This window comes from Bradyrhizobium sp. Mp27 (assembly GCF_029953005.1).
Lineage (GTDB): Bacteria > Pseudomonadota > Alphaproteobacteria > Rhizobiales > Xanthobacteraceae > Bradyrhizobium > Bradyrhizobium barranii.
On the sequence record NZ_JASAUS010000013.1, the window covers coordinates 82,498 to 97,866 of the forward strand.

The 15,369-nt window shown below is 65.3% G+C and carries 18 protein-coding genes; 5 read left to right on the forward strand and 13 right to left on the reverse strand.

The features are described 5' to 3' along the window. Positions 1-55: 55 nt before the first annotated feature. A complete protein-coding gene (locus QJT78_RS10910) occupies positions 56-1,348 on the forward strand; it encodes an adenylosuccinate synthase (protein ID WP_028151047.1) in 1,293 nt (430 codons plus the stop codon). A gap of 36 nt (positions 1,349-1,384) precedes the next feature. Continuing rightward, positions 1,385-3,013: a hypothetical protein gene (locus QJT78_RS10915; protein ID WP_028151046.1), complete on the forward strand. Its 1,629-nt coding sequence runs from the start codon at positions 1,385-1,387 to the stop codon at positions 3,011-3,013. Between the two features lie 168 nt (positions 3,014-3,181). On the opposite strand, the gene QJT78_RS10920 is transcribed toward QJT78_RS10915, so the two are convergent. The 3 genes from QJT78_RS10920 to QJT78_RS10930 form a co-directional block, all read right to left on the reverse strand. Then, positions 3,182-3,448 (reverse strand): hypothetical protein, encoded by a 267-nt coding sequence (locus QJT78_RS10920; RefSeq protein ID WP_028151045.1) that lies wholly within the window; start codon positions 3,446-3,448, stop codon positions 3,182-3,184. Positions 3,449-3,704: 256 nt separating this feature from the next. Next, entirely contained in the window at positions 3,705-3,935 is a 231-nt protein-coding gene (locus tag QJT78_RS10925) for a hypothetical protein (protein WP_028151044.1), read from the reverse strand. 37 nt (positions 3,936-3,972) lie between these two features. Next, a complete protein-coding gene (locus tag QJT78_RS10930; protein WP_028151043.1) occupies positions 3,973-4,218 on the reverse strand; it encodes a cysteine rich repeat-containing protein in 246 nt (81 codons plus the stop codon). Between the two features lie 149 nt (positions 4,219-4,367). On the opposite strand from QJT78_RS10930, the gene QJT78_RS10935 reads away from it, so the two are divergent. Both QJT78_RS10935 and QJT78_RS10940 read left to right on the forward strand, forming a co-directional pair. Next, the gene (locus tag QJT78_RS10935) at positions 4,368-4,793 is read left to right on the forward strand and encodes a DUF5413 family protein (protein ID WP_028151042.1); all 426 of its coding nucleotides are present in this window, start codon (positions 4,368-4,370) and stop codon (positions 4,791-4,793) included. A gap of 61 nt (positions 4,794-4,854) precedes the next feature. Further along, entirely contained in the window at positions 4,855-5,397 is a 543-nt protein-coding gene (locus QJT78_RS10940) for a DUF4112 domain-containing protein (RefSeq protein WP_028151041.1), read from the forward strand. Positions 5,398-5,523: 126 nt separating this feature from the next. On the opposite strand, the gene QJT78_RS10945 is transcribed toward QJT78_RS10940, so the two are convergent. The 4 genes from QJT78_RS10945 to msrA form a co-directional block, all read right to left on the reverse strand. Continuing rightward, positions 5,524-5,817 (reverse strand): hypothetical protein, encoded by a 294-nt coding sequence (locus tag QJT78_RS10945; protein ID WP_014492502.1) that lies wholly within the window; start codon positions 5,815-5,817, stop codon positions 5,524-5,526. 214 nt (positions 5,818-6,031) lie between these two features. Beyond that, positions 6,032-6,196, reverse strand: coding sequence for a DUF3309 family protein (locus tag QJT78_RS10950; RefSeq protein WP_080586674.1), 165 nt, complete (start codon positions 6,194-6,196; stop codon positions 6,032-6,034). 107 nt (positions 6,197-6,303) lie between these two features. Next, on the reverse strand, positions 6,304-6,723 hold the full coding sequence (msrB, locus tag QJT78_RS10955; RefSeq protein ID WP_028151040.1) for a peptide-methionine (R)-S-oxide reductase MsrB: 420 nt from the start codon (positions 6,721-6,723) through the stop codon (positions 6,304-6,306). A 45-nt stretch (positions 6,724-6,768) separates the two neighbouring features. After that, positions 6,769-7,473 (reverse strand): peptide-methionine (S)-S-oxide reductase MsrA, encoded by a 705-nt coding sequence (msrA, locus tag QJT78_RS10960; protein WP_028151039.1) that lies wholly within the window; start codon positions 7,471-7,473, stop codon positions 6,769-6,771. A 244-nt stretch (positions 7,474-7,717) separates the two neighbouring features. On the opposite strand from msrA, the gene QJT78_RS10965 reads away from it, so the two are divergent. Continuing rightward, positions 7,718-9,403: a caspase family protein gene (locus QJT78_RS10965; RefSeq protein WP_028151038.1), complete on the forward strand. Its 1,686-nt coding sequence runs from the start codon at positions 7,718-7,720 to the stop codon at positions 9,401-9,403. A 213-nt stretch (positions 9,404-9,616) separates the two neighbouring features. Here the strand turns inward: QJT78_RS10965 and QJT78_RS10970 are convergent, their stop codons facing one another. From QJT78_RS10970 to napE, 6 genes are all read right to left on the reverse strand, one after another. Beyond that, positions 9,617-10,732 carry an ATP-dependent RecD-like DNA helicase gene (locus QJT78_RS10970; protein WP_028151037.1) on the reverse strand — a complete coding sequence of 372 codons (1,116 nt, stop codon included), beginning with the start codon at positions 10,730-10,732 and terminating at the stop codon, positions 9,617-9,619. 267 nt (positions 10,733-10,999) lie between these two features. Next, a complete protein-coding gene (locus QJT78_RS10975) occupies positions 11,000-11,653 on the reverse strand; it encodes a NapC/NirT family cytochrome c (protein ID WP_028151036.1) in 654 nt (217 codons plus the stop codon). Next, a complete protein-coding gene (locus tag QJT78_RS10980) occupies positions 11,650-12,120 on the reverse strand; it encodes a nitrate reductase cytochrome c-type subunit (protein ID WP_028151035.1) in 471 nt (156 codons plus the stop codon). The genes QJT78_RS10975 and QJT78_RS10980 overlap by 4 nt, the downstream gene beginning before the upstream one ends. Then, complete coding sequence (napA, locus tag QJT78_RS10985) at positions 12,117-14,630, reverse strand: nitrate reductase catalytic subunit NapA (protein WP_028151034.1); 2,514 nt, start codon at positions 14,628-14,630, stop codon at positions 12,117-12,119. The genes QJT78_RS10980 and napA overlap by 4 nt, the downstream gene beginning before the upstream one ends. 17 nt (positions 14,631-14,647) lie before the next feature. Then, positions 14,648-14,962 carry a chaperone NapD gene (locus QJT78_RS10990; RefSeq protein ID WP_028151033.1) on the reverse strand — a complete coding sequence of 105 codons (315 nt, stop codon included), beginning with the start codon at positions 14,960-14,962 and terminating at the stop codon, positions 14,648-14,650. A gap of 26 nt (positions 14,963-14,988) precedes the next feature. Next, positions 14,989-15,174, reverse strand: coding sequence for a periplasmic nitrate reductase, NapE protein (gene napE / locus QJT78_RS10995; RefSeq protein ID WP_027532529.1), 186 nt, complete (start codon positions 15,172-15,174; stop codon positions 14,989-14,991). Positions 15,175-15,369: the final 195 nt, after the last annotated feature.

Here is a 15,369-nt window from a genome sequence, read left to right on the forward strand (position 1 = left end):
GCTCCGGCCGTCAGCTGGGCTGGCGCATCTAAAATCTTCAGAGGATTACCCGCGAATGGCCAACGTTGTCGTCGTCGGAGCCCAGTGGGGCGACGAAGGGAAGGGCAAGATCGTCGACTGGTTGTCGGAGCAGGCGGACATCGTCGTCCGCTTCCAGGGCGGTCATAACGCCGGCCACACGCTGGTCATCAACGGCAAGACCTACAAGCTCGCGCTGCTGCCCTCCGGCGTGCTGCGCGACCAGAAGCTGTCGGTGATCGGCAACGGCGTGGTGTTCGATCCGCAGGCCTTCCTCGACGAGGTCACCAAGCTGCGTTCGCAGGGCGTCGCGGTCTCCCCGGACAATCTGCGCGTGGCCGAGAACGTCACCCTGATCCTGCCGCTGCACCGTGAGCTCGACGCGCACCGCGAATCCGCCAATGCGGCAACCGCGATCGGCACCACCCGCCGCGGCATCGGACCGGCCTATGAAGACAAGGTCGGCCGCCGCGCCATCCGCCTGATGGACCTCGCCGATCTCGACACGCTCCCGCACAAAATCGACCGGCTGCTGGCGCATCACAATGCGCTGCGCCGCGGCCTCAACCTGCCGGAGTTCGACGGCAAGGTGATCCTGAAGGAATTGACCGCGCTCGCGCCGGAGCTGCTGCCTTATGCCGAGACGGTGTGGCGGCTGCTCGACATCAAGCGGCGCGAAGGCAAGCGCATGCTGTTCGAGGGCGCGCAAGGCGCGCTGCTCGACGTCGACCACGGCACCTATCCCTACGTCACCTCGTCCAACACGGTGGCGGCGCAGGCCGCGACCGGCTCGGGCCTCGGCCCCGGTGCGGTCGGCTATGTGCTCGGCCTGTGCAAGGCCTATACGACCCGCGTCGGCCAGGGCCCGTTCCCGACCGAGCAGGACAATGAGACAGGCCGCAAGATCGGCGAGCGTGGCCGCGAGTTCGGCACCAACACCGGCCGTCCGCGCCGCTGCGGCTGGTTCGACGCCGTGCTGGTCCGCCAGGCGGTCCGGACCTGCGGCATCAACGGCCTGGCGCTGACCAAGCTCGACATCCTCGACGGCTTCGACACGATCGAGGTCTGCACCGGCTACAAGCTCGACGGCAAGGAGATCGACCATTTCCCGGCCGGCGAGGGCGCCCAGGCCCGGGTCGAGCCGATCTACGAGACCATCGAGGGCTGGAAGGAGCCGACCGCCAACGCCCGCTCCTGGGCGGACCTGCCGGCCCAGGCTATCAAATATGTCCGCCGGATCGAGGAATTGGTGGGCTGCCCGGTCGCACTGCTTTCCACCAGCCCCGAACGCGAGGATACTATTCTGGTGCAAAATCCGTTTGAGGCTTAACGATATCTTACCGGGACGTGCGCTAGTTGAGTTGAAATGGCTGATTACTATCCGCTGATCGCCCGCGCTATTTCCGCCCTGGACCCCAACGCTCCCGGCGAAAGCCGTCGCGCGCTCTATGAGCGCGCGCGCACGGCCCTGATCGCGCAGCTCCGCAGCGTGCAACCGCCGCTCTCCGAATCCGAGATCACCCGCGAACGGCTGTCGCTGGAAGAGGCCGTCCGCAAGGTCGAATCGGAGGCCGCGCAGCGCGCCCGGGAGGCCTCGCGCCCCGGTGCCCCCAGTGGCGGCGCCCGCAGCAGCGGCAGCGGAGACGCCTTCCGCCGGGCCAGCACCCGCGCCGCCGAGGGCACCCCGCCGCCGTCTCAGCCGACCGCTCCACGCACCCGTCCGGCTCCACCGCCGCCGCGTGCCGACCGCCCGTCCTTCAATGTCGATGACCAGGGCGACGCTCCGCGTGCGCCGCGGGCCCCGCGTTTCGACGCGCCGCGCCAGCCAGGTCCCCCGGCAGCGCCGCCGATGCCGGAGCCGCCGGCTGCTCCGCCGGCCGGACGTGATCGCCCGCCAGGGCGCCGTCCGCCCGACATCGGGCCGCCACCGCCTCAGCCGCCGGCACCGGGCGTACGCGGTTTTCGCGACATCACCGCCGACGTGAACGATCTCGGCGGCGCTGCCGCGCAGGCCAACCGCGCCGCGCGTCGCACCTACGCCAATGTGCCCTCGCCCTCGCCGGAGTTCGACCGGCTGGAGCCGAGCCTCGAAAATCGCGCCGGCGAGCAGGACGCGCCCTATTCCTACGACGAGTCGATCGAGGAGGCCGAGCGCTACACGCCGCAGCCGCCATCGTCGCGTCCGCGCGTCGCGCCCGAGCGCGAAGCCAAGAAGCGCGCCCGCACCGGCTCCGCCTTCCCGTTCAAGAGCGCGATCGCCGTCGGCATCGTGCTGATCCTGGTCGGCGCCGGGATCCTCTGGGGCAAGCCCCTGATCCAGACCGTGAGCGGCCTGTTCAAGTCCTCGCCGACCCAGGTGGTGGAGGCGCCGAAGGATCCGGCCCAGCCGCAGAGCAAGCCCAAGATTCCGGATCGCGTCGGCCAGCCTTCGGCCAGCGACCAGCCGGTCGCGCCGGTGGCGCAGAAGGTCGTGCTCTATGACGAGGATCCGTCCGACCCGAAGGGCAAGCAATATGTCGGCTCGGTGGTGTGGCGGCTCGAGCCGATCAAGGCCTCGGGCAACCAGAAGGCCGACGTCGCCGTGCGCGCCGACATCGAGATCCCCGACCGCAAGTTCAAGATGACGATGTCGTTCCGCCGCAACACCGACTCGTCGCTGCCGGCGAGCCACACCGCGGAATTGACCTTCATCCTGCCGCCGGATTTTCCGGGCGGCAGCATCTCCAACGTGCCGGGCATCCTGATGAAGTCGAACGAGCAGGCGCGCGGTACGCCGCTCGCGGGTCTCGCGGTCAAGGTCACCGACGGCTTCTTCCTGGTCGGCCTCTCCAATGTCGACGCCGACCGCGCCCGAAACGTCCAGCTCCTGAAAGAGCGCTCATGGTTCGACGTGCCGCTGGTCTACGCCAACCAGCGCCGCGCCATCATCGCCATCGAGAAGGGCGCCCCCGGCGAGCGCGCCTTCAACGATGCGTTCGCGCAGTGGGGCGATTAGGGCTCCTCTCTTCCTGTCGAGGGAGATCGTCATGCCCGGGCTTGTCCCGCCTGCGCGGCCGAAGCCGCTTCGGCGCGGCGAAGGCCCGGGCATCCAAGGTTTTCGTGCCGCGGTCTAAGGCGTGGATGGCCGGGACAAGCCCGGCCATGACGCCAAGGATGGCCGGCGCTACTGCGCCGCGGCCTCCCGCTTGCGCGCGGCCGCGTGCTCGCGGTCCATCACGGCGCGGCAGCCGGGGCTGACCTGCGCCTTCTTCTGCACCATGCAGGCCCTGACGCGCGAGATGTCGGGAATCTCACTGGAGCACAGCCGCATCGCATCACCTGTGCACATCTGCTGTGCTTCGGACGAGAAGGCGAGGCCGGGCGATGTCTGGAGTACGATGGCGGTGGTTGCGAAAGCGAAGAGCGAAACGATGGTCGTGTAGCGTGTCATGACGAATGCGTCCCCGAGTTCCGTGGTTTGAACCACTTGGTTTTGGGGCGCCGCACGCGGCTTGATCTGCCGCATGTCACAGCCTTCACGCCGGGAACTTTGGTCCCGCATGTGGTCGCTCGATCTCTCGTGGTGTTCGAATCGAAAAGTGCTGCGCCGCCCGATTCGAGTATGCGCGATTGTCACGCGGCTGCAATGGTCCGCTCGAATGAATTCGCGGTTGTTGCGCGTCCGTCACGCAGCATGCGGTGCGAGATCAGATCAACCGATCGGGCGACGCGCTCGCTTCCTCCGCGTCGCTCGCGCCTGATGCTGCGGGGTGTTCCTCGACGGCCGTGACGCCTTTCGCAGTGAGCTCGAACAGATCGCCGTCCTTCATCACATAGCCGTCGGCGATCAGCTCGCCGATCTTGCCGTGCCGGTCGTCGGAAAAGGCGACCGACTGGCTGATGTCCCGCAGGATCGAGAGCTGTTCGTCGCGCAACATGGCTTCACGCTCCGTGCGCCGGGGATCGTTCCCGGCCTTACATGCCGTGGCTCTGAAACACCTTGCTGCAGGACTTCGACAGCTTGGCCCGGTTGGCCTGCAGGCACGCCTGCACAGCGCCGTCATTGCCGAGGTCCTTGCGGCAGAACCGCGAGGCGTCACGCGAGCAGGCGTTCTGCTCCTGCGGCGTACCCATGTGGCCTTGCGCGAGAGCAGGCGTGAGCGACATACCGCTCAGGGTTGTCAGGGCGAGCGTCGCCATAAGGACGGATTTCCGGGACATCGACAAACTCCAATCTGACTGCAGGTATGAATTTCAGTCCTGTCTGAACTCGTCGCCTTGCCGCTTGTTCCCGTCCCGACGGGCCGGCGCCCCGCTATTCAAGGTTCCCGCGTCGCTGCTATAACTGCGGCGAAGGATGAGGATGCTTGATGAAACGCTATCTGGTGTTTGCGCTGGTCGGTCCGTTCGTCGGCGGGTTCCTGCTGCTGCTGACGACGACCTATCAGTCCGGTTACTGGGCCCAGAGCAATCTCGGCGAGGTCGGCAAGCTGTTCGCGGTTTTCTTCAAATCGCTGCAATACAGCTATCTGTTCGGCTTCCTGCCCTCGCTGATGATCGGTGCGGTCGACGACATCCTCATCCATGTCCGCCGGATCGGCCCGGTGCTGCGGATGATCCTGGTCGGCCTGTTCGCCTTCGTGTTGGCGTCGCTGACCTACAGCTCGCGCGGGCCGGATTCGGGCGCGGTGCAATTCATCCTCTACGGCCTCGTCGGATTCGTGCCGGCGGTGCTTTCATCCTGGCTCGTGCATAGATATGTCGAGGAGCCGCAGCCGGCTGCGGCTCGGACCTGAACGCGCGACGTTCGGGCGCGGCGCGGCAACTTCTGCCGCGCCGGCGCGTTCTCCAAAGGCCATGGCCATGCCCGACGACGATATTCTTGCTCCGCGCCGCCCCCGTTCCGGGACCCGCTCGCGCGGGAGTTTTTCTGACACCGAAGCGCGCGGGCCGATCATCGACCAGGACGGCCACGAGATCCGCCCCGAAACACTGGAGCAGGGGTTTCGCGAGTTTCGCTTCGAGTTCGGCCAGGGAAACCCGTTCGGCAATCTGACGCGGGAACAGCGGGTGGCGCGGATTGAGGCGATCGCAAAGCTGCTCGATGTCGCCTTCATCCTGCCCGGCACGAATATCCGCTATGGCATCGACGGCCTGATCGGGCTGATCCCGATCGTCGGCGACATCATCACCACCGCGATCTCGCTGTGGCTGGTGCGCGAGGCCCGCGCGCTGGGCGCGCCGTGGTATCTCACCGCGCGCATGCTCGGCAATGTCGCGGTCGACGGCGTGGTCGGCATGGTGCCGTTCGCGGGCGATGCCTTCGACGTCATGTTCCGTGCCAACATGCGCAACGTCCGCCTGCTGCGCCGCTGGCTCGACAAGCAACCGCGGATTTAGCGCGGCGCTTCTTTCTTCGCCTCTCCCCGCTTGCGGGAAGAGAGCGAAGACAGAGCCTCCAAACGCAAAAAGCGCGACGGCGTTTCGGCCATCGCGCTTTCAGCGCATATCGGGCTTAGCGAAAACTTACGCCGCGTCGGCGTCGGTCTCGGCGGCCGGCGCCGGCCGGGGGCGGCGGGGCAGCGGGAAGGCTTCGCTCTCATAGAGCGAGCGGATGCCGTTCTGGTCGAAGCGCGCTTCCTCGACCTGGAGATAGGCGCCGTTCAGCGAATCCGTCGGCAACTGCTCCATCGCGAACTGCACGGCTTCGGCCGCGGTGCCGAACCGGCGATAGGTGAAGCCTGCACGCTTCTTCTTGCGGATCGCGGCGGGGAAGAGCTCGGCGGAGGTGTTGAAGTTGAACGGACGCAGTGGACGCATGGTCAAAGACCTCGTGATCTTGTCTGGGGCTTTAAGCGCGTGGGGTTTTGAAAGGCAGGGGCCACCATCGAGTGGGCCCGCCGCACATGTCATTTTCGCCCCCTAATATAGGCTGTTTTGACAGAAATGCGACCCCCGCGATGGGAGATGATGAATCCGCGCATGGCAGATCCGCGAGCGCCGTAAACCAAGTAATTTCAATATGTTAGATGGTTTACAGTTTGCCAAGCAGCAGCAGCACGATCAGGACCACCAGCACGACGCCGCCGATCCCCATGCCGGAATGGCCCATGCCATAGCCGTAACCACCGAACCGGCCGGACATGCCGCCCAGCAGATAGATGATCACCAGGATGATCAGGATGGTCCCAAGCGTCATGGCATCCTCCCTGGCGGCTGCCGGATTGCGCGCGTTGGCCGCACCGCCAGAAGAGAAAAGCACATCGCGCCGCCGGGTTCCATGACGGAACCGGGCGGCGCGCAATGTTATTTGGGCTCGAGCTTCAGCGCGGCCGAGTTGATGCAGTAGCGCAGGCCGGTCGGGCCGGGGCCGTCGGGAAAGACGTGGCCGAGATGGCCGCTGCACTTGGAGCACAGCACCTCGGTGCGGACCATGCCGTGGCTGCCATCGTGCTCCTCGTCGACATGGCTCTCGACCGCGGGCTGGGTGAAGCTCGGCCAGCCGCAGCCGGAATCGAACTTGGCATCGGACTCGAACAGCACGTTGCCGCAGCCGGCGCAGACATAGGTGCCGGCGCGGTGGTCGTGCTCATATTCGCCGGAGAAGGGACGCTCGGTCGCCTTCTCGCGCAGCACCGCGTACTGCATCGGCGACAATTCGCGCCGCCACTGCTCTTCGCTCTTGATGACCTTGTCGTCGGTGGTTTTCGTCTTGGTGTCGGGCATGGGTCTCCCGTTTGTTTGGTGAACTTGTTTTCGGTGATCTTGCGATCAGTTGGTGGCCTTGCTGGCGCTCACCAGCGTCGGCTTCTCGATGTAGTTATCCGCGAACAGCTTTTTCAGGTTCTCGACCTTCGGGATGTCGTTGTAGGCGATGTAGGGCTGGTTCGGGTGCAGCGTCAGATAGTCCTGGTGATAGGCCTCCGCCGGGTAGAACGCTTCCAGCGCTCCGACCTTGGTCACGATCGGCTTGCTGAATACCTTGGCGCCGTTGAGCTGGGCGATATAGGCCTCCGCCACCTTCTTCTGCTCGTCCGAGGTGGTGAAGATCGCCGAGCGATATTGCGTGCCGGTGTCGGGGCCCTGGCGGTTGAGCTGGGTCGGGTCGTGCGCCACCGAGAAGTAGATCTGGAGGATCTTGCCGTAGGAGATCTTCTTCGGGTCGAACTTGATCTCGACCGACTCGGCATGGCCGGTCCGGCCGCTCGAGACCGTCTGGTAATCGGCCGTCGCCTTGGTGCCCCCGGCATAGCCGGAGACTGCGTTGACGACGCCGGCGGTGTGCTGGAACACGCCCTGGACGCCCCAGAAGCAGCCGCCGGCGATGACGGCGGTCTGGATCCCGGTTGCGGACGCCGCATCCATGGTGGGCGCGGGGATCACGACCGCATCCTCCGCGGCCCTGGACGGCACGGCGAAGGCCAGCGTCAGTGCGGTGGTGGCGGCGAGCAGCGAGGCGAGGGCGGTGCGGCGCATGGCGATCCTCTTCGGAAGGTCTGACAGTGTAGGGCGGCCGGGGACGGGCGAACAGCCTGTTTGGCCGCGTTTTCGGACATCTGAGATACGGGCGCAGACAGCGATTGTTACGGGGAAACGGACACGAGTCTGTGAAAAATAGCCTCAGACGGCGCGGCTTGGCGAGGCCGGGAACTCCGGGCTAGATGAACGCGCGCGATCGCGCTCGACTCAATCATGTGGTGGCTGGAGCTGACCTGACAACATGCTGCGTGTCATTCCCCTGACCCTCGCCATCCTGATCTCAAATGCCGCGATCGCCGCGGCCGAGCCGCAAGCCGGCGAGGACCTCGCCACCTGTCGCGACCGCCAGGCGGAGGCCCAGGCCCGCGCGACGGCCTGCGACAATCTGTTGAAGGCCGATAAGCTCGGCGGCAAGGACAAGTCGCTCGCGCTCGTCGTGCGTGGCAATGCGCTGATCAACAAGCGCGACTATGATCGCGCCATCGAGGCGCTGTCGTCCGCCATCGATCTCGATCCGGACAATGTCGGCGCCATCAACCTGCGCGGGCTCTCCCACGAGCGCAAGGGCGAGGACGATCTCGCCATGGCCGACTACAATCTCGCCATCCAGAAGCGCGCGAATTTCGGCTACGCCTACAACAATCGCGGCACCATCCATCTGCGCCGGGGCGCGCTGCAAAGCGCGCTCGACGACTTCAACCTGTCGATCAAATACACGCCGACGTTCCTGCTCGGCTGGACCAATCGTGCCCGCATGCGCACGCTGAACAAGGATTTCGACGGCGCGATTGCCGACTTCGCGGCAGCCGAGAAGATCGACCCGGCCGCGCCGCAGATCGCCGGCAATCGCTGCATCACCTACGGCATGATGGGCAAGTACGACCAGGCTTTCGCCGACTGCGACGGCCTGATCCAGAAGCAGCCCAGGAATACCTTCGCGATCAACAATCGCGCCGAGGTCAACGTGATGAAGGGCGACCTCGACGCCGCGCTGAAGGACTACAACACGGTTATCCAGCTCAATCCGAACAGCGTGCGCGCCCATTCCGGCCGCGGCCAGATCTACGAGCGCAGGAAAGATCTCGCCCAGGCCCGTGCCGACTATCGTGCGGCGGCCTATTCGCTGACGAAGTTCGACGATCCCGACGTCGCGCGCGCTCGCGCCATCGCGCAGGAGCGCTTGGCCGCACTGACGCCGCAGGCGCCGGCCGGGTCCACCGGGCGCCGCGTGGCGCTCGTGATCGGCAACGGCGCCTACAAGAACGTCCACGCCTTGCCCAATCCGCCGCGCGACGCGAAAATGATTGCAAACGTGTTGCGCGATGTCGGCTTCCAGACCGTGATCTCCGTCAGCGACCTCTCCCGCGACAAGTTCTTCGAGGCGCTGCAGACGTTTGCCACCGAAGCGGAGAATGCGGATTGGGCGGTGGTCTATTATGCCGGCCACGGTTTCGAGATCGGCGGCGTCAACTATCTCGTTCCCGTCGACGCCAAGCTTGCCGCCGACAGGGACGCCGAAACCCAGGCGGTCGCGCTGGAGCAGGTGATCGCAGCGGTGGGCGCCGCGAGAAAAGTGCGTCTGGTGATGCTGGATGCCTGCCGCGACAATCCCTTTGCGCCGGCCATGCAGCGCACGCTGTCGCTCAAGCTGGTGGACAAGGGCTTTTCCAACATCGAGCCCGGTGCCGGCTTCATGGTGGTCTACGCCGCCAAGCACGGCGAGACCGCGCTGGACGGCGATGGCGGCGCCGACAGCCCCTTCGCCACCGCGCTCGCCCGCGAGATCAAGGTGCCGAAGGTCGAGATCCGAAAGCTGTTCGACATCGTCCGCGACGACGTCTGGTCCGCCACCAAGCACGAGCAGCAGCCGTTTTCATACGGCTCGCCGCCGGGACGCGAGGATTTTTATTTCGTGGCGGGGAAGTGAGGGGTGCGTGTGAGACGCGACGGCGGAGCCTAACAACTGGTGTCGTCCCCGCGAAGGCGGGGACCCATACCCCCAGGGAGAAGTGTGGGGCAAGGCGTCCACTCAGAGTCTTCGCCAAACTTCTCCCTGTGGGTATGGATCCCGGATCTGCGCTTCGCTTGTCCGGGACGACGAGCGGAGGTTGAGGCGGCGGCGTCGCCAAAGCATCGACGCTTAAACAACAATACTCAACCGCTTCGCCGCACGCGTAATCCCCGTGTACAGCCACCGCGCCCGGCTATCCTGAAACGCAAAGCTCTCGTCGAACAGCACGACGTCGTCCCATTGCGAGCCCTGCGATTTGTGCACGGTCAGCACATAGCCGTAGTCGAACTCGTCATACGGCTTGCGCTGCTCCCAGGCGATCGCCTCGACGCCGCCCTCGAAGCAATCGGCGCGCACCGAGACTTTTGTCACCTTGTGACCGAAGTCTTCATCCGGCGACAGCCGCATGCTGAGGATGCGCGATTTCGAGCGCGAGGTGTTGCGCGACTTCACACGCCAGAGGCCGCCGTTGAACAGGCCCTTCTTGCGGTTGTTGCGCAGGCACACCAGCTTGTCGCCGGCGACCGGGAAGACGTCCTCGATGTTCTGGCGCTGGCGCACCCGCATGTTGTAGGCGCGGCGCGTGTTGTTGCGGCCGACCAGCACCTGGTCGGCGCCCATGACACGGTCGGGGTCGAGCTCTTTCCGCGACACCACCTCGCTCTCGCCGTAGCGGCCGATGTCGAGCTCGCGGCCCTCGCGGACGTCCATCGACATCCGTACGATCGGGTCGTCCTGGGCCTGGCGATGCACCTCGGTCAGCATCGCGTCGGGCTCAGTGTTGGTGAAGAAGCCGCCGCCCTGGATCGGCGGCAGCTGCGCGGGATCGCCGAGCACCAGCAGCGGGCAATCGAACGACATCAGGTCGCGGCCCAGTTCGGCGTCGACCATCGAGCATTCGTCGATCACGATCAGCTTGGCCTTGGAGGCCGGCGCGTCGTTCCACAGCTCGAAGCTCGGCTGCTCCTCGCCGGATTCGCGGGCGCGGTAGATCAGCGAGTGGATGGTGGAGGCCTCGTCGCAACCCTTGTTGCGCATGACCAGCGCCGCCTTACCGGTGAAGGCAGCGAACTTCACCTCGCCGTCGACGCCTTCGGCGATGTGCCGCGCCAGCGTGGTCTTGCCGGTGCCGGCAAAGCCAAACAGGCGGAACACCGGCGGCGTGCCGTTGCGGCCGGGTTTTGCCTTGAGCCAGTCGCCAACGGCTTTGAGCGCGGCATCCTGATGCGGGGTGAAAGTGGCCATGTCTGTCTTGAGGAAGGGCAGAATCGAGGCGATTCGCCATCCCTCGAAACTAACCATTCGGCCCAAGGGTTCAAGCGGGGCACCACTCTTACCGTTAGTAGGCAATCGCATATATGCCTTCGCAAGAGGTCGTCATGCCCGGGCTTGTCGCAGGCATCCACGTCCTTGGTGCCGCGTGGCTAGGCGTGGATGGCCGGGACAAGCCCGGCCATGACGATGCGGAGGCTTTGGCGCCCAAACCGCAGGGTCACGTACGGTTGCCCGCCCCTACTGCCACCCCGGAACGCCGCGCATGTCGGGCAGGTGGTGGGCGATGCCCTTGTGGCAGTCGATGCAGGTCTTTTCCTTGGTGAACAGGAAGCGCTGGTGCGCCACCGAGGCCCGCGGCGACTGCTTGGTGATGTCCATGGAATCGGCGCTGTGGCAGTTGCGGCATTCCAGGGAATCGTTGGCCTTGAACCGCGCCCATTCATGTGCGGCCAGCTCGAGCCGGTGGTCGAGGAATTTCTCGCGGGTGTCGATGGTGCCGAAGATCTTGCCCCAGACCTCCTTGGAGGCCTGCATCTTGCGCGCGATCTTGTCGGTCCAGTTGTGCGGGACGTGGCAGTCCGGGCAAGTCGCGCGCACGCCGGAGCGATTGGTGAAGTGGATGGTCGACTTCAGCTCGGCGTAGACGTTGTCCTTCATCTCGTGGCAGCCGGTGCAGAATTTTTCAGTGTTGGTCAGTTCCAGCGCGGTGTTGAAGCCGCCCCAGAAGATCACGCCGGCCGCAAAGCCTGCGAGCACCAGCACGCCGAGCCCGAACACCGAGCTCGGCCGGATCAGCACCTGCCAGAGCTCGCGCGCGAAGTCCCAGCAGCGCAGCATAAAGCTACGCTTGGCTTCCACCTTTCCCTTGGGCTCGTCAGCAGCCGTCGTCATCGGCGGCCACCGGGGCTGGCGCGCGAGAGCAGCGTGTCGATGTCGATGAAATCGTTGCTCACCGGCGGCGTGGCGGTGTTCTGCGGCACGTGGCATTCCGTGCAGAAGAAGCGCCGCGGCGAGATCGAGGCCAGGAACTGGCCGTCGCGGTCCATGAAATGCGTGATCGAGACCATCGGCGCCTGCGATTCCGCGATGCGTGCCCGCGCATGGCAGGACAGGCATTTGTTGCCGTTGAGATCGATCTGATAGCCGTCGATGGTGTGCGGGATCACCGGCGGCTGTTCCGGGTAGTTGCGCACCTCTCGCTCGGACGTGTTGCGGTTCGGCAGCATCGGCGGCGCCGCGCCCTCGTCATTGAGCGGGGCCGGGCCGCGCAGGCCCGACGTCACCGTCTGTGCGGTGAGAGAGCTCGCGCCCGCGGCGATCGCGACCGCGAGCAGGGCTATGCCAAATCGTTTCATCATGACAGGTTCACCCGCTCGATGCGCACGGCGCATTTCTTGTAGTCGGTCTGCAGCGAGATCGGATCGGTGGCGTCCAGCGTCACCTTGTTGATCATCTTGGATTCGTCGAACCACGGCACGAACACGAGGCCACGTGGCGGCCGGTCGCGGCCGCGCGTCTCGACGCGGGCGCGGATGAAACCGCGGCGGGATTCCACCTTCACCTCGTCGCCGCGCCGGAGTTTTGCTTCCGACGCATCGTCGGGATGCATGAAGCAGACAGCCTCGGGGAACGCCTTGTAGAGCTCGGGCACACGGCGCGTCATGGTGCCGGAATGCCAGTGCTCCAGCACGCGGCCGGTCGAGAGCCAGAACGGATATTCGCTGTCGGGCGATTCCGCCGGCGGCTCGTAGGGCAGGGCGAAGATGCGCGCCCTGCCGTCGGGATAGCCGTAGAACTGCACGTCGGTACCCTGCTTGACGTAGGGATCGCTGCCCTCGCGGAAACGCCATTTGGTTTCCTGGCCGTTGACGACGGGCCAGCGCAGGCCGCGCTCTTTGTGATAGCTCTCGAACGGCGCGAGGTCGTGACCGTGGCCGCGGCCGAACGAGGCGTACTCTTCAAAGAGTCCCTTCTGCACGTAGAAGCCGAACGCCTTGGATTCCGTGTTGGCGTAGCCTTCCTCGATCTCCGAGGTCGGAAACTTGTCGACCTGGCCGTTCTTGTAGAGCACGTCGAACAGCGTCTTGCCGCGAACCTCCGGCTTCTTGGCGATCAGCTCCTCCGGCCAGACCTCCTCGATCTTGAAGCGCTTGGAGAACTCGATGAGCTGCCAGAGATCGGACTTGGCCTCGCCGGGCGCGTTGACGAGCTGGTGCCAGAACTGCGTGCGCCGCTCGGCATTGCCGTAGGCGCCTTCTTTCTCCACCCACATCGCGGTCGGCAGGATCAGGTCGGCGGCCAGGGCCGTCACCGACGGATAGGCGTCCGAGACCACGATGAAATTGTCGGGATTGCGGAAGCCCGGATAGGTCTCCTCGTTGACGTTGGGGCCGGCCTGGAGGTTGTTGTTGACCTGCACCCAATAGGCGTTGATCAGGCCGTCCTTCAGCATCCGGCTTTGCAGCACGGCGTGGGCGCCGTTTTTGTCGGGAATGGTGCCTTCCGGCAGCAGCCAGAGATGCTCGGCGTGGTCGCGGTGCGCCTTGTTGGTCACGACCATGTCGGCCGGGAGGCGGTGCGAGAAGGTGCCGACCTCGCGCGCGGTGCCGCAGGCCGAGGGCTGGCCGGTCAGCGAGAACGGGCTGTTGCCGGGCGAGGAGATCTTTCCGGTCAGGAGATGGATGTTGTAGACGAGGTTGTTGCACCAGACGCCGCGGGTGTGCTGGTTGAAGCCCATGGTCCAGAACGAGACCACTTTTGTCTTGGGATCTGCGTAGAGCTCGGCGAGCGCTTCCAGCCGGTTCATCGGCACGCCAGACATCTCGGCCGCCTTCTCCAGCGTGTAGTCCGAGACGAATTTGACGAATTCGTCATAGCTCATGTCGGTGGAGTCGTTGGCCTTGGCCGCACCGGTAGCTTTTTTCTGGAGCGGATGCTCGGGCCGCAATCCATAGCCAATGTCGGTCTGGCCGCGCCGGAAGATCGTATGCGCGGCAACAAAATCCTTGTTGACCCGGCCCGTCTTGATGATGTGGTTGGCGATGGCGTTGAGGATGTAGAGGTCGGTCTGCGGCTTGAACACCATGCCGATGTCGGCGAGGTCGAACGAGCGGTGCTCGAAGGTGGACAGCACGGCAACGCGGACATGCGGCGCGGACAGCCGGCGGTCGGCGAGGCGCGTCCACAAAATGGGGTGCATCTCCGCCATGTTGGAGCCCCACAGCACGAAGGCGTCGGTGGCCTCGATGTCGTCATAGCAGCCGGCAGGCTCGTCGATGCCGAAGGTGCGCATCATGCCGGCGACGGCGGAGGCCATGCAGTGCCGCGCATTGGGGTCGATGTTGTTGGTGCGGAAGCCGGCCTTGTAGAGCTTCGAGGCGGCGTAACCTTCCCAGATCGTCCACTGGCCGGAGCCGAACATGGCGAGACCGTTGGGCCCACGCTTCTTCAGCGTCTCCTTCCACTTCACCTCCATGATGTCGAAGGCCTCGGTCCAGGACACCGGCGTGAACTCGCCGTTCTTGTCGTACTTGCCGCCGGTCTTGCGCAGCATCGGCTGCGTCAGCCGGTCGTGGCCGTACATGATCTTGGAGAGGAAGTAGCCCTTGACGCAATTGAGGCCGCGATTGACCTCGGCCTTGATGTCGCCGTGGGTGGCGACGACGCGGTTGTCCTTGGTCGCGACCATCACGGAGCAGCCGGTGCCGCAGAAGCGGCAGGCGGCCTTGTCCCATTTCAATTCGCTGTTGTCGCGCTCGGCGACGAGATTGGCGGCGAGCGCGGGTGCCGGCATGCCCGCAGCGGCGGCCGCGATCGCGGCGGCCTCGAGCTTCAGCATCTGGCGGCGGTCGAGCTTTGGCGATGTCATGATGGCTCTCCCGTCCCTTAGGCGGTTTCGATGGCGTGGAAGACCAGCGCCGCGGAATAGACGTTGGGCAGCGACTGGATGGTGTTGAGCAGGGTGCCGAGGCTGCCGGCATCCGGCGCTTCGGTCACGACGACGAGTTTTCCGCGCGGGTCTCGTCCGTGAATTTCGCAGCCGGGCATCGCGGCGATCTCGGCTTCCAGTTCGTCGAGGCGTTCGGGACGGGCCTGCACGATGATGCTGGCGATCTCGCAACCTGGCGGCGCGACGACGCGGTCGACGCTGAGCACCCGGCCGGTGATCAATGCGCGGCGGTTGAGTGTGGATTGGGCCATGATGCCTGTCTTTCGCTGTTCGGAGGTCAATGCGGGGAGGGTGGCGGGCCGGGAGGACCGGCGAACATCTGGTAGATCCAGACGCCGAGCCCGTATGAGCCGACCGTTCCGACCGCGAGGACGGGCATCACGACCGCGGTCAGGAACAGGAAAGCGAAAATCTCCATGCGCTTACGGCGCACGCGCGAAGTCGTGTCGTCAGGGGCCGACATATTCGGTCTCTCTGAATGGTCTCGGAATCGAGACGGCATCCGGGCCGTTGCCTTGCTGCAATTTAAATGCAGCAGGGCCGCTAACCCGTCCTATTCGTGAGAGTGCGGCTTTTGGGCCCGATTGATGCGGCCGCACATCTTGTCTGACGAGGCGCACAGGATTGCCTTCGGCTTTTCGCCGCCTGACGACCGGTA